Here is a 21,316-nt window from a genome sequence, read left to right on the forward strand (position 1 = left end):
AGCAACTATTAGAAAAAACAACCAATTATGAATAAACTAATCTTTAAAATTCTTGTATCTGCCGTCTTACTTATCATAGGATTTGTATGTGGAAATTTTTACAACAAATCTAATGATGAGCCGAAAAAAGAAATAGTAACAAGTGGCTCTGATTTTGAAATGATTCAAGAAGTTACTAATGAGTTCGTAACTGCCTGGATAAATGGAGATGCTGAAGGATGTGCAAATACTTATTCAGAAAATGCTGTGTTTATGGTTCCAGACCAACCATCTTATCAGGGAAGAAAAGCAATTAAAGACCGTTACGCAGAAATGTTTAACAAACGGAATGACTCAACTCTCATTGAGATGACTGAAACAGTAAAGGAAGTAATTATGCTTGATGATTGGGCTGTAATTAGAGGTTCTGGATTTGAAACGAGAGATTCAGAAGGAGCAAGCGGAACATACAAATGGATAATATTGAGTAAAAAACAACCAAATGGGAAATGGGAATCTGTTTGGGATATTTTTAATGACGTAGAAGACGTAAAATAACAGTTGCTAACAATAGTAACCGTTGCACAAGCCTATAATTAGAAATAATCACTATCGATATAAGCCTCTTTAAGGGGCTTTTTTTATGCCATGTCAGAAGCTGAACCTAAATTTTGGGTGCGCCGGAGAAAGGCTTTTCAAGTATTGGACCATGATTTTTACGAATAATGGCAGGGCAAGCTTTCCTGCCCCACTTTTCGGGTATTTGTTCTCGAATTTCAGGTATTCCTGCCTGCCGGCAGGCAGGTCTTGAGATTGTAGGCGATCGCCGATAGGTGCATGACCTTGTTCGCCTGTGCGAGCCCGATGGTATTTATCTTCCTCAGTCCCATGAACTGGGTCAAGGTTCCAAAAACGGGCTCTACCGTGCTCTGCCGCTTGCCCTTCATATACCGCCCCAGTGGGCTCTCCACCCGGGCGATGTTACGAAAATACTCCGCACGGTAATAGGTAACGCTGAACTTCTTCTCCTGTGCGCTCTTGCCCAGGCAGCTACTGCGTAAGGGGCACCCGGTGCAGATATGCTTTCTTGCACGGTATTCCTTCTTTCTTGTTCCCGTGCGATAATCCCTGAACTCCTTGGTGAACGGTATCGTTTTCCCTTGGGGACAGCGGTAGCTGTCCGTTTCTTGTTCATAAACGAAACCATCGGGACCGCCCTTGAACGTCCCGTGGGCGGGTATGAAGCTCTTGAGTCCCCTGCTTTCCAAAAAGGCATAGTTCTCGCCACTGCTATAGCCCGTATCGGCCACGCAGTTCTCAAAGACGAGGCCCTGTTGCCATAATCTTCTCCGTAGGCGCCGTACGATATCCTGTAACTGCTGGTTGTCCTTGCCATCGGCATGGTACGCCCTGATATCGGTAATTACATGATGGGCGGTATCCACGCTCAACTGGCTCAGGTAGTTCAGCTTTCTCGCCTTGCCGGGCTTTACGCTGATACGGGCATCGGGATCGGTAGGACTGTAATGGGTCTTGTTGCTCGTATACTTTGCCCCCTTGTTGCCGGCGCCAGGTCTTTGATCCTGGTCCTTCGCCCATTTTTTGTTCCTGCCCTTTATCGCATTAAGTTCCTTATTGTTGGCACCGATGCTACGCTGCCCCTTATCCGACCTGTCGCCCTTGCTCTTGCGGTGGGGCACTTCTTTGTCCATGGCGCTGATCGCTCGTACCTTGCGAAGATGTTCGTCAAGCTCCTCCTCGGGAACCTTCAGCTCCAATGTATCCATACTCGCATTGGCCTTTACCGGTGCGGAATCTATCGCCTGGGTATGACCGGAAACCATCCCTTTTTCCACGCACATTCGTAAAACCTTGGTGAAGACCTCCTCGAATACACTTTCCGGGAAGAGCTGGCGCGTACGGCTTATGGTAGAATGCCATGGCAGCTTCTCGTCGATATCGTAGCCTATGAAAAATAGTATATCCAAACGCATCGAACAATGGTCGATAAGCTTACGGTCGCTGATGATGTTCTCCAGGTAGCCCACAAGGCAGAGCTTAAAGAAGACCACGGGGTCTATGCTCTTCTGGCCGCTTTCACCGTAATAGCCTTTGGTCAGCTTATAGAGAAAATCCAGGTCCAGAACCTCTTTTAAACGCCTGTAGAAATTGCTCTTCGGTATTCGCTCGCTCAACTGGAAACGGACGAAAAGTTTTTCCTGATACTCCTTTTTTCCCTGCATACCTAAAGTTAACACAACAACGTTAAGATCACGTTGGCCCTATATGGTTTTTTCGTTAACTTGTGCAACAGGCACAATACCTATAACAAATAGGATATAAAGAACAATATTTAGAGGCTTGGGGGTGTTTGCCAAGTCCACCAAATCTTTTGGATTTGGCAATTAAAAAAGATAAAATAATTACAAAACAAAAAGCTCTGGCTAGCAGACCAGACGGAAACGAAAAATTTCCTTGCCTGCCCTTCTTGCCATAGCCTAGCCGTTGTGCGTCATTAAATTAACAATATGAAAAAAGGTCTTATACTGTTTTTTTTAGTTTTGTCCATAGTTTCTTGTGGACAAAAATCAAATAAGAAACAAAAGGAAATAAACCCTGATACGCTACAACACAATAGTGAATCAAAAAATGATGCAAATAAAATTGAAAAAAAAGTGATTAATGAAATTGAAGACACCAACTCATCTATTTCAAATTACATTTGTTACACAAACGATAATAATAAATCTCAAAAAATTTGGATTCGCTTTAACAATTCAAATAAGGCTATGGAAATTAAATACCATGGGCAATCAGAATCTATACCATTGAAATTTGTTAGAAATGAATACATTGAAGGTGGAACCCAACCGACAATTATTGATTATTACGATGAGATTTACCAAGGGGAAATAAATGGACATTATAAATTAACTAAATCTGGAAATTGGTACTATGTCTTATACATAGGAGGGAAAGATAATAAAGAATTCAATTTTACTGTTGACCATACTACTAATATTCTTTCTTCTACATCTTGCTTTTAAAAGAAACGAAAGCACAACAATGCATAAAAAAATATAGGGCTTTAGGGCAAAACCGTATGGTCTGCGTATATTTATAAAGTCGCTAGATTGAAAATTGCGAGTGAAAGAAATGTTCAATTTAGCTCAGGACATGTGAAAATAAAACTTATCTATAACTTTGTACCAACTGAAAAGTTTAGGAGCTAAGCTGTAACTAATAAGATTCTTAGGTATTACAAATGATTTCACTAAATAAAACTATAGCCTATACCAAAAAATGGAGACATACTTTTTTGATTGCATTAGTACTGGGGGTTTTGGTTCCAGTGTTATTGATAACTTTAGAACCTTTTGATAATAGCAATGATTTCTCATTTAAATATTTAATTCTTTCAGGATATTCGCTTTGTATCATTATACCAATAATACTTATTCATCCTTTTGAAAACTATGTGTACAACGTACAGACAAAGCGTTGGTTTATTATAAATGAGTTTTTTTATATCACTGGAACACTCTTATTAATTTTTCTTCTCTCTTTTTTATATCATTTTTTTCTAATTAGCCTGCAATCATCATTTACTTCAGAAGCCGTGTGGGGTTTTATAAAATCGTTCGGATTGCCATTTATACCTATCGTAGTACCATTATGGCTTTATTTGCGATCTAATTATGGGGCAATAGAAGTTCCGTTTTATGATATAGAAAATAGTAGGAGTAAAAAGACCGTAACCATTGTTGGCAATAATAAATCTGAAACCTTAACAATTTGTGAAGCGGATTTTATTTATGCCAAGGCGCAACAAAATTATGTGGACGTATTTTATAAAACGGATAATGGAATGCAGCAAGAAACATTTAGAAATACATTATCTAACATTATGAAACAATTGCCAAAGGCTTGGCAAGTACACCGTTCTTATTTAGTAAATCTGGATTATCTGGAATCTGTAGAAGGAAATGCTAGAAAACGTTATATAAGGATTTCAACAACGGAAGAAACCATTCCAATTTCTCAAATTTACTATAAGGCTTTAAGTAAAAGGCTTTCAAATTCGTCAAAATAAAGTCAAAACTATCCCTAAGACTGCAATTATAACCCAAAACATTCAAGCTGGTCACACTATTTTTTTGTTTCTGTTTTTATGGATTCTCTTTGTGGAGAACTTAAAAACAATCAAATGAAAATCCGTAATCTATTTACCCTTGCAATTTTAATTTCACTATGTATAAGTTGTTCATCTAGTAAATATGTAAACTATTTACAAGAACAGACAGAAGTGGTTAAAATTAAAGATTCTTTACAGTTTAATTCTCTGGATGAAAGTTTTTATAATAACAGACTCTTTCTGGTTGGTGAAGTGCACGAGGTTGAAACTTCTCCAAGAATAGACTTTGCATTATTTACACAAATACATGATAAAATAAAAATTGATATTTATTTGGCTGAAATGGATATTGCCCAAGGTTATTATCTGCAAGAGTATCTAAAAGGGGCAAATGAAATGGAACTCCATAAAATTCTCAAAGAGTGGCCAGTTTATATAGGAAGTATTTCAAAGCAATACAGAAATAAATGGAACAAAATGAGAACATATTACGCTCAACTACCTGAGAACAAAAAATTTAAACTTGTTGGCATAGATAGAATAGCAGATTTTGAACTGGTTCGTAAATTATTGAAAGAAAAGCTACCGATGAAATATCATGGTGAGATTCACGAAACGAATGATTCATTAATTTCTTGGTCTAAAAATAAACTCAGCTTGATTCTAGACAAAGAGAAATCACATTTAGATATGTCTACGTTCAATTTATTAAAAAATATAGAGTACAATATTTCCAATTATAGAGAAATTAGAAGTCGTGATACGTTTATGTATCAAAATTTTAAGAGATTTTATGAACAAAATCAATGGGAATATAACAATATTTATGGTGATTTTGGTTTTTCTCATACCCTGCAAGGGTATAACTATACTTTTGCTGGAAAGGTAAAAAAGGACTCCACGCTGCCATACGCCAACAAATTGGTTAGCTTAAATACCTTGTACGTTGACTCTAAATTGACGGTAGATAGCAGAAGTCTACCTAAATTTATGCAAGACAAAGGCAAAGCATTTACAAGATTTGAATACTCACAGGATAATAGGCTTTTTATGTACATAAAAGGAATAGCGGACTATAAAAAAGTTACGGAGCCAAACAGCATCAGCTTACTTAAATTAGACGCTCAGGGTTCCCCTTACTTAAATTCCACAAGGGGAACCAAAGTTAAAAAGTTAATACCCATCTGGAATACATATGATATTATTGAGGGTACTTACACCACTGATTATGCTCAATATTTATTATTCGTCAGAAATGCAGACTGGATCAAACCAGATGAAAACTAATTATTTGTATACGCTCATTTTAAAACTTAAGTATTATAAAGATTTATATACATTTATAAAAATACTGTGTGAAAATTATGTTAGAGTGAAATACTCAAATTTAACTTTGGAAAAAAGATAAAGTGAAACTAAAAAAATTAGCCTCGTAGGTAGACGTAAGATAAGTACAAAAATACCTACTATTATTCATGAATTAACCGCAATACAAAATCTAAGAACTTAAGAATTAATGAAAAGGACATTAAATGATTTAACTAAAAAGGATTGGAATACACTTTTTCCGATAGCATTGGTGGACCATAATCCTGAATGGAAAAACATTTTTGAAAACGAGAAAAAACGGATTTTAGATAAGGTTGGTAATGAAAAGATTTTACGTATGGAGCATTTTGGGAGTTCATCAATTCCTTCGATAAAATCCAAACCATATATTGATATAATGATTGAAATACCTAAAGCATATTTGTTTGATGAAAATTTAATTGAAGAATTTACGCAGTTGGGCTACGCTCATTTTAAAGTGCCAGCAAGAGAAGATATAGAGGAATATTCATCATTTGGAAAAGGATATAATCTGGACGGCAAAAAGGAACAAATTTTCCATATTCATATGTGCCCGAAAGAGAATGTGATGTGGAAACAAATAGATTTTCGGGATTTTCTAAATACCAATAAGAAACGAGCGAAAGAGTATGAAGATTTGAAACTAGAACTAGCCGCTAAATTTAAAAATGATAGAGGTTCCTATGTATTGGGAAAAACCGATTTTATTAAAGAAACATTAGAGTTGATAGGGAACAACTAATTGTGCAACGATCAATAAACTCTACGAAGGCAGGTTGAACTAAATAAAATCCATTCCGTAACAATGAAGTCTACTCCAAACTTAAAGTAAACATAGTTTAACTACTTGCTTAGTAAAGAAAAATAATTGTAAAGCCCATAAACTAAACTTATAAATGATACAATTCTTCTTAAGGCTTAAACATTGGCAACTCTTCATTGTAATGTTAGGTCTTCCCATAATATATCAATTGTACTTCATATTTGAAATTTTCGGAAGTCGTACACAACCAATGGAAGTAGTTGGAGAAGAAGGTGTTACCCAAGTGCTTAATGAGCGTTATTTTCATTTTGATTTTTTACCTTATGTACTAATATTGTTTAGTCTAGTGTTTTTTGGTTGGTTTTGGTCAATAGCAATTGGACTTCAAAAAAACATACCTGTCGATATTGAAATGAAGGTTAAGAGGTTTAAAGCCTTATTCATAATTCCATTGGTCTATACTATTGCTTTTATGATGCTTATAGGCGGTCTTTTTTCTGGGATGTTTACTTATGGTTTTTCAAATAGTACTTGGTTCTTAGTTATTATTCTGCCACTTCATTTATTTTCAATGTTCTGTATTTTCCATACCATATATTTCGTGGCTAAAACAATAAGAACCGCAGAGCTTCAAAGAGTTGTAACTTTTGGCGATTTCGCTGGAGAGTTTTTTCTGCTTTGGTTCTATATCATTGGCATTTGGATTATTCAACCAAAAGTAAATAGGTTAAATCGTGAATAACACAGCCTTGTATTATACGTCGGAATTCAAATTTTACATGGTTTTTTAGACTTTATTTAAAAGCTGTTGACTTTTCTATATGAGCGTAAAGTAACCAACTTAGCTAATACTAATTGGTCATTTATGTTCAGTGTTAGTATCTTATCTTTATGTTTTAGAAACGTATATTTTAACCTTAATTGTTTTAAACTTGCCTTTCGGTAAGCGGGATTATGGTATCACTGAATTGAAAATTAGAAGTGAACGAAACAATCAAAATTTAGCTTAGTAAAAAATAATTTTAAATCAGCCTGTTAGGAATCTTCTGCAGTATTTTTGAAAACACTTGGATTGGAGATTGATAGCCATTATTCATTTAAAATAAATAGTCTACTATTTTAACCAAGTATTATTTTGGTATAGAATGAAAAATAAAATGAAAAAGCATATTTTAATTTTAGCGGCATTACTATTTATTTCCTGCGCAGATAAATCAACACCAAAACAGACTGTGCAACAGGTGAAAGCCAATGCTATAGAAGAAACCGCTATTGTGGTTCTTGGCAATGTTCAAGATGCCGGGTCGCCCCAAATTGCTTGTAAAAAAGAATGCTGTGCTGATTTGTTTGAACATCCAGATTCTCAGAGAAGGGTGGTGTCATTAGGCTTGGTAGACGCTGAAAATCATAAGTCTTACATGTTTGAAGCTACCCCGGACATTGCCCAACAAATGAAAATGCTAACTCAATTTAATGCAAAGGGCACTAATGAGGTAGTAAACGGAATTTTCTTGACCCACGCACATATTGGTCATTACACAGGTTTAATGTATTTAGGTAAGGAAGCAATGGATGCTCGTGAAACTCCGGTCTATGTCATGCCTAAAATGGAAGATTTCCTTTTGACCAATGGACCTTGGGATCAGCTTGTGAAAAGAAAAAATGTGCAACTGTATAAAATGGTTGAACAGGTAGCCATACAACTATCTGATAAAATTAGTGTAACTCCCATAGTGGTACCACATAGAGATGAGTATTCAGAAACGGTGGGTTATCATATTAAGGGTCCAAATAAAAGTGCACTGTTTATTCCGGATATTGATAAATGGGATACCTGGGACAAGAATATTATTGAGGAAATACAAAAAGTAGATTTTGCATTTTTAGATGCCACATTTTACAGTGGGAAAGAAATTAATAATAGAGATATTGGCGAAATTCCACACCCTTTTGTCATTGAAAGTTTAGAGAAGTTTAAAGGGTTGACGGACGCTGAAAAAAGTAAGATTGTTTTCATTCATTTTAACCATACCAACCCGTTATTAAATCCGGAAAGCGAAGAAAGTAAATTTGTGCTTGAACAAGGTTTTAAAATTGGAAGACTTAATGATGTTTTTAAGTTGTAGTAGTAAATGATGATTTTGATATTTTCATTTAGAAGAAATTTTTAATAACTAATACACCTTTTAAAGTAAGTTAGTTTCTGTAAATTTTAGTTTATAAGTAATTTTAAACTATGATTGATACTTTGGTTCTTCTTAGAAAACAACTACATGAAAATCCTGAGCTTTCAGGTAAGGAACATGAAACGGCAAATCGTATTGTTGAGTTTGTAAAAGATTTTAATCCTACCCAAATCATTGAAGGTGTAGGAGGTACAGGGGTTGGGGTTGTTTATCAATTTGCAGAAAGTGGACCTACGGTTGTAATTAGGTGCGAGTTAGATGCTTTACCTATAGTTGAGGAAAATACATTTAATTACCGTTCTAAAAATAGTGGAGTTTCGCACAAATGTGGCCATGACGGTCATATGACCATTGTTGCCGGTTTGGCGCCATGGTTGAAAGAGGCAACCTTTAAACGGGGTAAAGTAGTGTTGTTGTTTCAGCCTGCAGAGGAAACCGGTAAAGGCGCGGCAAACGTCATTGAAGATAGTAGGTTCAAAAACTTAACAATAGACTATGTATTTGCCCTACATAATTTACCAGGTAGTAAAAAACATTCAATAACGGTAAGGTCGGGTTATTTTACGGCTACCGTACAAAGTATTTGTATTCGGCTTAAAGGAAAAAAAGCCCATGCTTCAGAGCCTGAAAATGGGGTGAATCCCGCATTGGCAGTTTCAGAGTTAATTAAAAGCATTGCCCACTTTTCAGAGCCAAATGCTCATAATGAAAACTTTGCCTTGTGTACGCCCATTTATATGAATTTAGGGGAGAAAAACTATGGCATATCGGCAGAAGATGCTGAAATCCATTACACCATACGTACATGGAGTGGTGAAAACATGACCCAGTTAGAGGATAAAATTAAAAAGGCGGTGAATGCCATTGCGCAATCGTACTCGCTTCAATATACTATAGATTGGTTTGAGTATTTTCCGTCATCCAATAATGATGACACATGTGTTTCTTTGATTAAAAAAGTAGCGAAGCAAGAAAACCTTTATGTAAACCAGCATGTAAATCCCTTGAAATTCGGAGAAGATTTTGGATGGTATTCCCAACAATATAAAAGCGCTATTTTCGGTTTAGGGGCAGGTGAGGAGCATCCAGCATTGCACCATGCCAATTATGATTTTCCAGATGAATTAATAGCAACCGGCATACAAATGTTTAAAGGGATGATAGCAGAGGTTTTGGATAATTAGGTATCTTTAAAACAACCAACACCAAACGATCCATCATGAAATATGTATTTATAATTGCTATTCTTCTTATATCGTGTAAAGAAGAAAGTAATACAGCCGCGCCCACAGAACAAAAACCTAACATTATTTATATTTTGGCAGATGATCTGGGCTATGCTGAAATTGGCGTCTTTGGTCAAGAAAAAATTGAAACTCCTAATATAGATGCCTTGGCAAAACAAGGCATGATTTTTACACAGCATTATTCAAGTGCCCCGGTATGTGCCCCGGCAAGGTATATGTTTCTTACAGGTAAACATGCGGGTAAGGCATTTATACGTGGTAATGATGAGTGGAACGATCGTGGTGATGTTTGGAATTATAGGGCAATGGCTAAGGACTCAACTTTAGAAGGTCAACGACCGGTACCGAAGGGTACAAAAACCATTGCCAATTATTTGCAAGATGAGGGGTATAGAACCGCGTTAATTGGAAAGTGGGGTTTGGGAGCTCCACATACGCATTCCATCCCTAATGAAATGGGTTTTGATTTTTTCTACGGATTCAATTGTCAGCGACAGGCGCATACCTATTATCCGCTGCATTTGTACAAAAACAGAAACCGTGTGCATTTGGCGAACGATACCATTGCGCCAAGTGCGCCTTTTCCAAAAGGATTAGACCCAAAGAACCCAGAAAGCTATAAAGACTATACGCTTACCGATTACGCTCCGGACTTAATGTTTAAAGAGCTTACAGCCTTTGTAAATGAGTATAAGGAGAATCCTTTTTTCCTGTATTGGGCAACGCCAATACCCCATGTGGCGTTACAAGCACCACAGCGTTGGGTAGATTATTACAAAGAAAAGTACGGCGCAGAGGAGCCTTATTTATCCGGTAACGGTAATGGGTACTTTTCACATCAAAATCCACATGCTGCCTATGCGGCTATGGTGTCTTATTTTGACGAGAATGTGGGTAAATTGGTACAACAATTAAAAGACGAGGGTATATATGAAAACACTTTGATCGTTTTCACTTCGGATAACGGTCCAAGCTACGCTGGTGGTGCAGATCCAACATTTTTTGAAAGCTCCAAACCTTTTGACGGGGAATATGGGAAAGGCAAAGGGTTTGTCTATGAAGGCGGTATACGTGTGCCAACATTTTTTACTTGGCCAGGAAAAATCAAGCCTGGTACTACGAGCGATCATGCATCTGCCCATTATGATATGCTGGCAACATTTGCAGATATTGTTGATTATGAAACTCCAATAGATACGGATGGCATTAGTTTTATGCCCACCTTAATGGGAGAAAAGGGACAAGCTGAGCATGAATTTATGTATTGGGAGTTTCCGGAATATGGTGGGCAAATTGCCATAAGAATGGGTGAATGGAAGGTGGTACGTCAGCATTTGAAGGATGATAAAGACCCAACATTAGAATTGTATAATTTAAATGATGACCCTACCGAAACCAATAATGTTGCCAGTGAGCATCCTAATATTTTAAAGAGGGCAGCTGAAATATTTAAAAGGGAACACACAAAGCCCGAAACCGAACGTTTTCAAATACCTCTTTTAGAGAACGGATTGTTAAGCGAATAGAAAACTGTCTTCAGAAATCTTACCATAAAATAAAACATCAATTTATATGCATTTTTAAATCCATAAGTTTAGTTGTATTTTGCAAGGATGGAATTTAATGTAGTACATAATTATGTGTGTACTAAAATGTGAATTTCATTAATTGAAATCGGTATAAATGCGAAATCTCTATTATATAATTGATTTTTGCAAATATTGAAACTAACACACTTGAACAACTAGAACATGAAAAACGGTATTAAAATTTGCGTACTCGGCATCTTTTTATTCACAGCATTTTTAAATGCACAAGCTCCAACATGGGAAAATCCGGAATGGGAGAATCCTGAAATATTTCAGATCAACAGAGAAGAGCCTACGGCATCGCTTTATCGCTATGAGGACGTGAAATCAGCTTTGGCAAATGAAAGTTGGGAGAATTCTTTAAACTATCAGTCTTTAAATGGAGAATGGAGTTTTAATTACGCGGCAAGTGTAACGGAAAGACCTATATCATTTTATAAACCGGATTATGATACCTCTAGGTGGAACAAGATAAAGGTTCCGTCTAATTGGGAACTGGAAGGTTACGGTACGCCCATATATACGAATGTGGTATATCCGTTTCCAAAGAATCCGCCATTTATACCTCACGATATTAATTCCGTTGGTAGTTATAAGCGTCATTTTGAAATTCCTGAAAACTGGGAAGATAAAGAAGTGTACCTCCATTTTGGAGCCGTAAGCGGTGCCATGTACGTATACTTGAACGGGCAAATGGTAGGGTATAGTGAAGGCAGTAAAACTCCGGCAGAATTTCATATCAACAAGTATGTAAAAGAAGGCAAAAATGACCTTTCCGTACAGGTGTTACGCTGGTCTGATGCCAGTTATTTAGAAGATCAGGATTTTTGGAGGTTAAGTGGTATAGATAGGGATGTCTATTTGTATGCAACCAATAAAGCTACTATCAAAGACTACACGGTGGTGGCAGATTTAGATGAGACCTATACGAACGGTAAATTCCGTTTAGACCTAGAATTGGCAAATACCGGTAAGAAACAAAAAGGTACTCAAGTAGAAATTACATTATTGGATGGAGCACAAGAAGTCTTTAAAGTAAACCAAAGTTTAGATGTCGTTGAAGGAATTACTACGGTAAAATTCGCTCAAGAAATTCCTAATGTAAAAACATGGAATGCTGAAAAACCTAATCTTTATGCACTACTTTTTACATTAAAGGATAAAAAAGGCAATGTTACCGAAGCCATCAGTTCAAAAATCGGATTTAGAAGAATTGAGATCAAGAACAATCAATTTTTGGTGAACGGTATGCCCGTATTGATCAAAGGCGTAAACCTTCATGATCATGATGAAGTAACCGGGCATGTGATCAGTGAAGAGGTTATGTTGAAAGATATGGAGGTGATGAAGCAAAACAATATCAATGCTATTCGCTGTAGTCATTATCCTAAAAACGAATTTTTCTATAGAATGGCAGATAAATATGGTTTTTATGTAGTTGATGAAGCCAATATTGAAATTCATGGTATGGGAGCAACCAATCAAGGTTTGGATGGTGATGAGGCTGCAATTGCCATTCACCCTGCATATAGACCTGAGTGGAGAGAAATGCATTTAGATAGAACGATAAGAATGTTTGAACGCGATAAAAATTATACTTCTATAGTAACCTGGTCTTTAGGAAACGAAGCCGGTAACGGTCAAAACCTTTTTGATACGTATGATTGGTTAAAGGCACATGATACAACAAGACCTGTACAGTACGAAGGAGCTACAAATTTCTCTAATACCGATATACAGGCACCTATGTATGCAAGAATACCTGAGACTATAGCCTATGCGGAGAACGACCCCAAAAGACCTTTGATTCAGTGCGAGTATGCACATGCCATGGGCAACAGCGTTGGTAATTTACAAGATTATTGGGATGTTATTGAGAAATATGATGTTTTACAAGGTGGCTTTATTTGGGATTGGGTAGATCAAGGTCTAAAGGCTACCAATGAGAATGGTGAAGCGTTTTATGCTTTTGGGGGCGATTTGGGCGGTGCGGAATTACAGAACGATAACAACTTCTGCTTGAACGGTTTGGTTGATCCTGACCGTTCTGCACATCCGGCTTTATATGAAGTGAAAAAAGTATATCAATATGTAAAGTTTACATCGGAGAATCCAAAAGCGGGAAAAATCAGTTTAAAGAATATGTATGATTTTACAAACCTGTCCGAATATAATTTTTCATGGAGATTGTTGGAGAATGGGGTAGAAGTAGGTAAAGGAAAAATTGCCGATGTTGATATTGCTCCTTATCAAACTAAAGAGGTGCAAATAGAATTGCCAGAATTAGCAAATGCCACTTCTGAGTATCATTTGAATGTGTATATGACCACAAAGCAAGAAAGTGCATTAATTCCTGAGCACTACTTATTGGCTTACGAACAGTTTCAATTGACAGATTTTAAACCATCTGTTTTTGAAGAGAATATTGACGGATTAAAACTGACCAAGAAAGAAGATATCATAACCGTTACAGGTGACGGATTCAAAATAGGTTTTAATAGTAAGGACGGAACATTGTCATCCATAGATTACGGACAGGGTAATTTGCTGCAAAAGGGACCTGCCGTTAATTTCTGGCGCGCACCCAATGATAACGATTATGGCTACAATATGCCAAAACTTTTAAAGCTTTGGAAAGATGCTACCGATACTCAAAATCTATTGCGTTTAGAAGTGAATTCCAATGAAGGCAAGAAAATTATTGATGCTGTAAAATTAACCGCTAATCCGTTTAAGATTAGAAATGATTTTAAGTTAAATGCAACATACGGTCTACCATCGGTAAATGGAGAAGTAAGGGTAACCTACACTATTAATGCGAAAGGTGAAATTTTGGTGAGCACACAATTGACAGGTATTAAGGGTGATTTGCCCATACTGCCAAGATTTGGTAATAACCTGATCATTGATAACAATTACAATCAGGTAGCATGGTATGGTAGGGGAAAACATGAAAACTACCAAGATCGTAATACATCTGCTCTGGTGGGCGTGTATAATGCTAAGGTGTCTGATCTGTATTATGAATATATACGTCCCCAAGAGAATGGAAACAGAACGGATATTAGAACTTTGTCCTTTGTTAACAAGGACGGTAAGGGTATTGAAATTACAGCACCAGATCTATTCTCGTTTAGTGCGCACCATCAATTGAATTCAGATTTTGATGAAGGAATGGAAAAAAGGCAGCAGCATACGTTTGATATCCCTACAAGAGATTTGATCAATATAAATATTGATCATAGTCAAATGGGTGTAGGTGGTGATAATAGCTGGGGAAACCTGCCGTTAGAAGCATATCAGATCAAACCGGAAAACCTTTCTTTTGATTATGTAATAAGTCCAATACGTTAAAATCTTATTATTGATCAGAATTTTAAATAGTAGAAAGTATATTTAGACCATGAAGAAAAGCATGCATTATGTAGCCTTGATCATTTTTGGTGTGTTGATGGTCAATTGTAAGTCGGAACCCAAGAAAGACAAAATACAACAAGAAGAAAAAACCGAGATTGAAAAGTCTACACCGGTAATAGATCATACGTTATTGAATGAAAAACCGGAAGGAGTAACTGCTCCTGAAGGTATGGTTTGGGTGCCGGGTGCTGTTTTTAAACAAGGTGCTGTTAATAATGATAAAATAGCAATGGATCATGAAAAGCCGGCAATCGATGTAATGGTAGATGGTTTTTTTATGGACGTTACCGAAGTAACCAATGCACAATTTTCTGCATTTGTAAAAGCAACAGGCTATGTAACGGTCGCAGAAAGGGGAATTGATTGGGAAGAATTGAAAAAGCAAGTACCGGCAGGCACGGAAAAACCACACGATTCCATATTGCAGCCGGGTTCATTGACTTTTAAAAAAGCAAAATCTTCAGTACCTAATCTTTATGATTTTTCCCAGTGGTGGAATTGGACCATTGGCGCAGATTGGAAACACCCTAACGGGCCAATGAGTTCCATAAAGGGAAAAGATGATTACCCGGTAGTACAGGTTTCATACGAAGATGCATTGGCTTATTGCGAATGGGCAAATAGGCGCTTGCCTACAGAGGCGGAATGGGAGCTGGCATCAAGAGCGGGCTCATATGGTACCATCTATAATTGGGGCGATGATGTATCCGTTTTGGCGGAAAAAGCGAATACGTGGGAAGGAGAATTTCCTGTTGAAAATACCATGGCAGATGGTTTTGAACTTAGGGCTCCCGTAAAATCATATCCGCCAAATGCGTTGGGATTATATGATATGGCAGGTAATGTGTGGGAATGGACCAGTGATTGGTATAATACCGATTATTACAAAGAAGCTAAATCTAAAAATACGGTTTTGGTGAACCCCAAAGGAGCTGAAAGTCCGTACACACCAAATAACCCGCTTGCAAAAGAAAGAGTGATCAAAGGAGGGTCATTTTTGTGTAGTGCATCGTATTGCGCAAGTTACCGTGTATCTGCAAGAATGGGGTCCAGTATGGATTCCTCATTAGAGCATACAGGTTTTAGAACAGTTGCAACTGCTGAAATGCTTAAAGAATAGAAAAATACAGTTTTTAATCTAAGCAGTTTAACAGTTGATCAAGTTCAACAATTTTTGCACGGCTAATTGGTATTTTCTTGTTTTGAATTTCGATGAATTCATGGTTATAACGTTCAACCATTTTTAGGTTGACGATATAGGATTTGTGAATTCTTATGAACTTATCTGCCTCTAGTCTATCGTTAAAAGCGCTCATTGTAGATAAGATAACATAATTACGCTCTTCGGTTACCACCTTTACATAATCGCCCAGTGCCTCAACGTATAAAATTGCGTGCACGTTGAGTTCAACTTGCTTAAGGTTGTGCTTTACAACCAATTTGCTTTCCGGCTGTTTCTTTTTAGTAGATTTCACCTTATCTATGGCTTTGGTAATGGCAGCCTCAAACCGATCGGTGCTATAGGGTTTCAATAGAAAATCGGTTACATTGAAGTCAAACGCTTCAAGCGCATACTTTTGATCATGGCTGGTAATAATTACCTGGGGCTGTATGGTTAGTCCAGATAAAAACTCAAAACCGTTCATGTCCGGCATTTCAATATCAAGAAATAATAAATCAATTTTTGACTTATTTATTTCCTTTAAAGTTTCCGCATTGGCGCTGGCAGCGTGTATTAATTTTAAATGCTTACTTTTTGCAATAATTTGTTCTAGAAGCTTCCTTTGGGTAATGGAATCCTCTATAATAGCACAGTTAAAGGTCTTCATTCAATAATCATAAAAGTTCTACGATACTTACGTTAAGAATGGGGGAAGGTTCATTTTTCTAAAGATTAATATTAATTTAAACTTGGAAAAACAGCCGAAAAATAGTGAATACTTATCTTCATTGCTAATAATCGTATAAAAACTTTTGATAACTATATTGTAAGTTTCTAGCTCAAAAACCTACTTTTGTTATAGAAAATTTAATAGAACCACTTGATATTATGTCTGATAAAATAGAACGTGTAAAAACATTGATTATAGGGTCTGGACCTGCAGGTTATACAGCAGCAATATATGCTGCACGTGCAGATTTAAAGCCTGTTATGTACACAGGAATGGAACCTGGAGGTCAATTGACCACCACGACTGAAGTTGATAATTTTCCGGGATATCCAGAGGGTATAGACGGTCCTACTATGATGGTACAATTGCAACAACAAGCAGAACGCTTTGGTACAGAGGTTAGAATTGGTATGATTACTTCTGTAGAGTTTTCAAAAGAAAAAGGCGGTATTCATAAGGTTGTCGCAGATAATGATAAGGAAATTGAAGCTGAAACTGTTATTATTTCAACAGGAGCTTCCGCTAAATATTTAAACTTGCCAAGTGAGCAACGCTTACGTGGTGGTGGAGTATCCGCATGTGCCGTTTGTGACGGTTTCTTCTATAAGGGACAAGACGTGGCAATTGTTGGTGCAGGGGATACTGCGGCAGAGGAGGCTTCTTATTTGGCCAATATCTGTAATAAAGTAACTATGTTGGTACGTAGAGATGAAATGAGAGCTTCTAAAGCTATGCAACATAGGGTAAACAGTATCAAGAATATAGAGGTACGTTATAATACTGAGGTTGATGAGGTTTTGGGTGAGCAAGTTGTAGAAGGTTTACGTATGGTGAACAATCAGACTGGTGAAAAGGAAGAAATTGCAATTACCGGTCTTTTCATTGCTATTGGGCATAAACCTAATACAGATATCTTTAAAGGTCAATTGGATATGGATGAAACGGGTTACCTAATTACCAAAGGTAAATCTACAAAGACCAATTTACCAGGGATATTCGCTAGTGGCGATGCTCAGGATAAGGAATATAGACAAGCTGTTACAGCTGCTGGAACCGGTTGTATGGCAGCGCTAGATGCTGAACGTTATTTAGCCTCTATTGGTTCTGTTGAAGAAGCAGTAGCCGATAAATATTAAGAACCATTCATAATATATTAAAAAGAGCCCGTTCATGCGAACGGGCTCTTTTAATGTTTGCAAAATGTGGTTAGTCTATCCTAACGTAGTTTTCAGAAAATGTTCTGTTACCTTCTTCATCAAGGCTTATTTGGCTGAACCTGTCATCGGTTAGTTGTAGTTCAAAAGTAAAAATACGCATGGTATCCATGGCTTCAATCATTTCATTGTCGCCATATTCCAATGTTTCCATTAATCTGTCATCGGTAATTTTATAGGTGCCGTAACCAAATCGGCCTATTTTGTCTACAGGAACATATCTTGTCCACATAATTTTACCATTATAGTACATTTTAACCTGTCTATATCCGTCAGCCGTAGGCACGGTATCAATTACTTGTTGACCATCGTAATTATAAAAACTTTCAAGTTCCCATGTGCCTTGTATGGTATGCATGTAGTTGTCGTTTATGGAATTTGTTGAAGCGGCTGAGACCAATACCAGCATCAACAATACCAATCCTAGTAATTTCTTCATAGTGGTAGCGTGTTAGTTAATAAAAGAGTTGATTGTGTATTAAAAAGATACGAATAATTTTTAGAATTTGATAAAAATAACACCAAATAATTGTGAATAATATATTTAAAATAAGACACTTGTGGTAAATACTACGATTGTGTAGAGAAAGTGTTAAGAATATTGCAAAGACTTATAATGTCTTTCTGGGTATGTGAAGCGCTTAAAACTATACGGCTCATTAAAGAATCGTTTTCTGTTGGATACCTGAAATTTGTAACTATGATGTTGTTTTCTTGTAAATATTGGGCGAGCAATTCATTTTGAAAATTAAAGGTAGGGTGCCCTTTTGCATATACAAATAGCGAAGAATCAACGATAGTTTTTAGAAACAAATGGATATGTTGATCCAGTTGTTTCCTTTTGTTCAATATTAATATACTGGCATCTTTTATAGTAGCTAATGATGCTGGAGTGGCAGGGCTGGCACCTCCATAAAATGAGGTGTTTTTTAAATTTTCTATTGTTTTGTTACTCCCAAAAATGGCGCCTGCTTGTATGCCAAAACCTTTACCTAAAGAGCAAGAAGCTAATAGTTCCTTTGGCTGTAACGTTTGTAAATAACGATAGCTTCCGCCACCTTGCTCTCCTGTAATTCCTATTCCATGAGAATCATCTACTACTAGAATGATATCCTTCAGCGGTAGTTTTTTAAGAAAGTTATAGTCAGGGAAATTGTCGCCATGAAAATCAATACTATCTAAAAAAAGGACTGGTGTTTTGCCAGTGTTTTTATGAATAGCCCCTTCAAGTTCTTGCCAGTTTTTAAATACTTTTTGTTGATTTCTAAAGAGTGCAGAGTGGGTGTTTGGTGCATAATACAAACTGTAGTTGATATTACTGAAATAGTCACATACCAATTGCCCGGCCAAATAACCGGAAGACATGGTAACACAAGCCTCGCTGCCTGTTAGCACTCTAAGATAGCTTTCAATCTCATCAAAAATAGAAATCTTAATATTAGACTTTCGTGAAGCACTATAGGATGTGCCGTATTTTTTGATGTTATTAATGAACAGTGATTGAAACTCTTCATTGGTTTGAAGTCCTAAATAAGAAGTGCCTCCAAAATAGAGGTGTTCTTTACCATCTTTGGTTATTGTCCTTCCTGGAAATTCATTAATAGTATGCATCAATCTAAAAGTTGAACACCGCTACCGGCTAAGTTTGGAAAAATTACTTTTCCTTCATCTGTTATTTGAACTCCGGTGGCAATATCACTTTTTAACAACATGGCGCCATCCATATCTACATAATCCAATTGCGGAATTAGTTGGGCTATTGCAGAAATACCAACGGTAGATTCTGTCATGCAGCCTACCATTACCTTAATACCTAATTCTTTTGCCTTGCTGATCATACGTAGGGCAGGGGTTAGGCCTCCACATTTGGTCAATTTAATATTTATACCATTAAAATGCAGAGCACATTTTTCAACGTCGTTTTCTACAATGCAACTTTCATCTGCAATTACCGGTAGCACACTGTGGTGCATAACCTCTTCCATGCCAGACCAGTCGTCCGCTTTTAAAGGTTGTTCTAAAAATTCTACACCTAAATCTTTTAATAAAGGAGCATTATGTATGGTTTCCTCTGCCGTCCACGCACAATTGGCATCAATTCTAAAAATGGCATTTGTATGTTCACGTAACTCACGAACAATGGCAACATCATCACTAGTACCCAATTTAATTTTATAGATAGGCCATGGCACTTCTTGCATTTTGGCGAGCATTACATCAATAGGAGCTATACCAATAGTATAATTTGTGGTAGGGTAATGATCATTATCCGTACCCCATAACTTATATAATGGTTTTCCCTGTAATTTTCCATACAGATCATGAGCTGCCAGATCAAGTGCACAAATGGCAAAATTAGATAAGCCTTTACCTACCAAAAACGAGTGAAAAAGTTCAGGTGTGGTAAAATTGAAATTTTCAATCTCTGAGGCTATGGCATTAATTTCATTGGTCATGCTCAGAACCGTAATTTTATAATATGGGTTAGCAGTGGCTTCACCATAACCGGTTTTACCGTTCAAGGATAAGGAAGCTATTAAAGTATCTTGAAAATCATGAGATTCCCGTGATATGCTAAAGGTGTGCCTTAAGGGTAAAATGTATTTTTTTAGATGTACTTGCATTGTACTAATATACAGATAAGGATAGGACTAAAAAACGAAAACCCACTGATATTTCAGTGGGTTCCAATGTTGAATTGATTGATGAATTTTTTAGTACTTGTGAACACTGCCGGAAACCGATTTATTCTTCTGAACCGTTGGGTCTCCTTTATAAGAAATATTGCCACCGCTAGAGGCTTCAGCAGTTAAATTGTCTTTTACATCAATGCTAATATTGGCACCACTACTGGCATCGGCATTAGCGTTTGAGGTTGCTAAATCATTTGCCCTAACATTAGATCCGCTACTGGCATCTACGTATACTTCATTAGCATTGCCCTCAAGTGAAATATTTGCACCGCTGCTAGCGTCTATATCCATATTGTTAGCTTGTACCATGGCATTTAATATGGCACCGCTACTTGCATCTATCTCCAACTTGTCCGATTTAATTTTATTTTCGGTAGTTAAGTGTGCACCACTTGAAGCATAAAGCCCTGTGACGTTGGGCATGGTAACGAATATCTTTTTGGTGGCACGACCAATGTTCTCTACACAGTGAATTTTTAATTTACCGTTTTTGATATCGGTACCTATGAGGTCTATGATATTTTCATCTGCTTCTACAGCAATGTCAAAATCGCTTCCTTGCGAAATAAAAACTTCTAGACCTTCTGAGGCAGAAACTTCGGTGAATTCTTCGGTTATTTCCCTAGTTTCTTCTACTACTACCCCGTTGCCGGCTTCTCCAGTTCCAAAATTGATGTCAAAGCCACAAGATGAAAGTAAAAGGGCTAAAACAAAAGCTACTGTTATTCTTACTAATGTTGTCATGATTGTTTGTTTTTATGATTGTTATTTGATGATGTAAAAATGATCGTTTGTTACCTTTTCTACCACTATATGTTACTGAATTGTAGATTTAGGTATATGAACCGTAA

The 21,316-nt window shown here is 36.8% G+C and carries 18 protein-coding genes; 12 read left to right on the forward strand and 6 right to left on the reverse strand.

From position 1 onward, the window contains the following. Positions 1 to 27 precede the first annotated feature (27 nt). Positions 28 to 537, forward strand: coding sequence for a YybH family protein (locus tag VBZ51_RS18285; RefSeq protein WP_416577876.1), 510 nt, complete (start codon positions 28 to 30; stop codon positions 535 to 537). 218 nt (positions 538 to 755) lie between these two features. Here the strand turns inward: VBZ51_RS18285 and VBZ51_RS18290 are convergent, their stop codons facing one another. Beyond that, complete coding sequence (locus VBZ51_RS18290) at positions 756 to 2,222, reverse strand: IS1182 family transposase (protein WP_416577877.1); 1,467 nt, start codon at positions 2,220 to 2,222, stop codon at positions 756 to 758. Between the two features lie 285 nt (positions 2,223 to 2,507). On the opposite strand from VBZ51_RS18290, the gene VBZ51_RS18295 reads away from it, so the two are divergent. The 10 genes from VBZ51_RS18295 to VBZ51_RS18340 all read left to right on the forward strand — a co-directional run bounded on the left by VBZ51_RS18295 (position 2,508) and on the right by VBZ51_RS18340 (position 15,786). Next, a complete protein-coding gene (locus VBZ51_RS18295) occupies positions 2,508 to 3,026 on the forward strand; it encodes a hypothetical protein (protein WP_416577878.1) in 519 nt (172 codons plus the stop codon). Between the two features lie 218 nt (positions 3,027 to 3,244). Further along, on the forward strand, positions 3,245 to 4,072 hold the full coding sequence (locus tag VBZ51_RS18300; protein ID WP_416577879.1) for a LytTR family DNA-binding domain-containing protein: 828 nt from the start codon (positions 3,245 to 3,247) through the stop codon (positions 4,070 to 4,072). Positions 4,073 to 4,186: 114 nt separating this feature from the next. Next, a complete protein-coding gene (locus tag VBZ51_RS18305; RefSeq protein ID WP_416577880.1) occupies positions 4,187 to 5,401 on the forward strand; it encodes a hypothetical protein in 1,215 nt (404 codons plus the stop codon). A gap of 229 nt (positions 5,402 to 5,630) precedes the next feature. Further along, positions 5,631 to 6,206 (forward strand): GrpB family protein, encoded by a 576-nt coding sequence (locus VBZ51_RS18310; protein WP_416577881.1) that lies wholly within the window; start codon positions 5,631 to 5,633, stop codon positions 6,204 to 6,206. Positions 6,207 to 6,360: 154 nt separating this feature from the next. Continuing rightward, positions 6,361 to 6,969 (forward strand): hypothetical protein, encoded by a 609-nt coding sequence (locus tag VBZ51_RS18315; RefSeq protein WP_416577882.1) that lies wholly within the window; start codon positions 6,361 to 6,363, stop codon positions 6,967 to 6,969. A 415-nt stretch (positions 6,970 to 7,384) separates the two neighbouring features. Continuing rightward, the gene (locus tag VBZ51_RS18320; RefSeq protein ID WP_416577883.1) at positions 7,385 to 8,353 is read left to right on the forward strand and encodes an MBL fold metallo-hydrolase; all 969 of its coding nucleotides are present in this window, start codon (positions 7,385 to 7,387) and stop codon (positions 8,351 to 8,353) included. A 110-nt stretch (positions 8,354 to 8,463) separates the two neighbouring features. Then, positions 8,464 to 9,597: an amidohydrolase gene (locus VBZ51_RS18325; RefSeq protein WP_416577884.1), complete on the forward strand. Its 1,134-nt coding sequence runs from the start codon at positions 8,464 to 8,466 to the stop codon at positions 9,595 to 9,597. 35 nt (positions 9,598 to 9,632) lie between these two features. Next, positions 9,633 to 11,186 (forward strand): arylsulfatase, encoded by a 1,554-nt coding sequence (locus tag VBZ51_RS18330; protein WP_416577885.1) that lies wholly within the window; start codon positions 9,633 to 9,635, stop codon positions 11,184 to 11,186. A gap of 225 nt (positions 11,187 to 11,411) precedes the next feature. After that, entirely contained in the window at positions 11,412 to 14,603 is a 3,192-nt protein-coding gene (locus VBZ51_RS18335) for a glycoside hydrolase family 2 TIM barrel-domain containing protein (protein WP_416577886.1), read from the forward strand. Positions 14,604 to 14,652: 49 nt separating this feature from the next. Then, the gene (locus VBZ51_RS18340; protein ID WP_416577887.1) at positions 14,653 to 15,786 is read left to right on the forward strand and encodes a formylglycine-generating enzyme family protein; all 1,134 of its coding nucleotides are present in this window, start codon (positions 14,653 to 14,655) and stop codon (positions 15,784 to 15,786) included. Between the two features lie 13 nt (positions 15,787 to 15,799). On the opposite strand, the gene VBZ51_RS18345 is transcribed toward VBZ51_RS18340, so the two are convergent. Then, positions 15,800 to 16,495, reverse strand: a complete 696-nt coding sequence (locus tag VBZ51_RS18345) for a LytR/AlgR family response regulator transcription factor (protein WP_416577888.1) — start codon at positions 16,493 to 16,495, stop codon at positions 15,800 to 15,802. Between the two features lie 221 nt (positions 16,496 to 16,716). On the opposite strand from VBZ51_RS18345, the gene trxB reads away from it, so the two are divergent. Further along, entirely contained in the window at positions 16,717 to 17,694 is a 978-nt protein-coding gene (trxB, locus tag VBZ51_RS18350; protein ID WP_416577889.1) for a thioredoxin-disulfide reductase, read from the forward strand. Between the two features lie 70 nt (positions 17,695 to 17,764). Here trxB and VBZ51_RS18355 read toward each other — a convergent pair whose 3' ends face one another. The 4 genes from VBZ51_RS18355 to VBZ51_RS18370 form a co-directional block, all read right to left on the reverse strand. Then, positions 17,765 to 18,211 carry a hypothetical protein gene (locus tag VBZ51_RS18355; protein ID WP_099193192.1) on the reverse strand — a complete coding sequence of 149 codons (447 nt, stop codon included), beginning with the start codon at positions 18,209 to 18,211 and terminating at the stop codon, positions 17,765 to 17,767. 131 nt (positions 18,212 to 18,342) lie between these two features. Continuing rightward, positions 18,343 to 19,383, reverse strand: coding sequence for a pyridoxal phosphate-dependent aminotransferase family protein (locus tag VBZ51_RS18360; RefSeq protein WP_416577890.1), 1,041 nt, complete (start codon positions 19,381 to 19,383; stop codon positions 18,343 to 18,345). Further along, a complete protein-coding gene (locus VBZ51_RS18365; RefSeq protein WP_416577891.1) occupies positions 19,383 to 20,396 on the reverse strand; it encodes a dipeptide epimerase in 1,014 nt (337 codons plus the stop codon). The genes VBZ51_RS18360 and VBZ51_RS18365 overlap by 1 nt, the downstream gene beginning before the upstream one ends. A 90-nt stretch (positions 20,397 to 20,486) precedes the next feature. Further along, positions 20,487 to 21,209, reverse strand: coding sequence for a head GIN domain-containing protein (locus VBZ51_RS18370; protein WP_058105601.1), 723 nt, complete (start codon positions 21,207 to 21,209; stop codon positions 20,487 to 20,489). Between the last annotated feature and the right edge of the window lie 107 nt (positions 21,210 to 21,316).

Origin of the sequence: Maribacter sp. HS, assembly GCF_048059195.1 — a bacterium.
GTDB classification, from domain to species: Bacteria; Bacteroidota; Bacteroidia; order Flavobacteriales; family Flavobacteriaceae; genus Maribacter; species Maribacter dokdonensis.

Bases quoted from the DNA above. Each gene is read 5' to 3' on its own strand.
- VBZ51_RS18340 (WP_416577887.1), top strand. From the start codon at position 14,653: ATGAAGAAAAGCATGCATTATGTAGCCTTGATCATTTTTGGTGTGTTG.
- VBZ51_RS18360 (WP_416577890.1), bottom strand. From the start codon at position 19,383: ATGCATACTATTAATGAATTTCCAGGAAGGACAATAACCAAAGATGGT.
- VBZ51_RS18345 (WP_416577888.1), bottom strand. From the start codon at position 16,495: ATGAAGACCTTTAACTGTGCTATTATAGAGGATTCCATTACCCAAAGG.
- trxB (WP_416577889.1), top strand. From the start codon at position 16,717: ATGTCTGATAAAATAGAACGTGTAAAAACATTGATTATAGGGTCTGGA.
- VBZ51_RS18290 (WP_416577877.1), bottom strand. From the start codon at position 2,222: ATGCAGGGAAAAAAGGAGTATCAGGAAAAACTTTTCGTCCGTTTCCAG.
- VBZ51_RS18355 (WP_099193192.1), bottom strand. From the start codon at position 18,211: ATGAAGAAATTACTAGGATTGGTATTGTTGATGCTGGTATTGGTCTCA.
- VBZ51_RS18370 (WP_058105601.1), bottom strand. From the start codon at position 21,209: ATGACAACATTAGTAAGAATAACAGTAGCTTTTGTTTTAGCCCTTTTA.
- VBZ51_RS18330 (WP_416577885.1), top strand. From the start codon at position 9,633: ATGAAATATGTATTTATAATTGCTATTCTTCTTATATCGTGTAAAGAA.
- VBZ51_RS18300 (WP_416577879.1), top strand. From the start codon at position 3,245: ATGATTTCACTAAATAAAACTATAGCCTATACCAAAAAATGGAGACAT.
- VBZ51_RS18295 (WP_416577878.1), top strand. From the start codon at position 2,508: ATGAAAAAAGGTCTTATACTGTTTTTTTTAGTTTTGTCCATAGTTTCT.
- VBZ51_RS18335 (WP_416577886.1), top strand. From the start codon at position 11,412: ATGAAAAACGGTATTAAAATTTGCGTACTCGGCATCTTTTTATTCACA.
- VBZ51_RS18325 (WP_416577884.1), top strand. From the start codon at position 8,464: ATGATTGATACTTTGGTTCTTCTTAGAAAACAACTACATGAAAATCCT.
- VBZ51_RS18305 (WP_416577880.1), top strand. From the start codon at position 4,187: ATGAAAATCCGTAATCTATTTACCCTTGCAATTTTAATTTCACTATGT.
- VBZ51_RS18320 (WP_416577883.1), top strand. From the start codon at position 7,385: ATGAAAAAGCATATTTTAATTTTAGCGGCATTACTATTTATTTCCTGC.
- VBZ51_RS18365 (WP_416577891.1), bottom strand. From the start codon at position 20,396: ATGCAAGTACATCTAAAAAAATACATTTTACCCTTAAGGCACACCTTT.
- VBZ51_RS18285 (WP_416577876.1), top strand. From the start codon at position 28: ATGAATAAACTAATCTTTAAAATTCTTGTATCTGCCGTCTTACTTATC.
- VBZ51_RS18310 (WP_416577881.1), top strand. From the start codon at position 5,631: ATGAAAAGGACATTAAATGATTTAACTAAAAAGGATTGGAATACACTT.
- VBZ51_RS18315 (WP_416577882.1), top strand. From the start codon at position 6,361: ATGATACAATTCTTCTTAAGGCTTAAACATTGGCAACTCTTCATTGTA.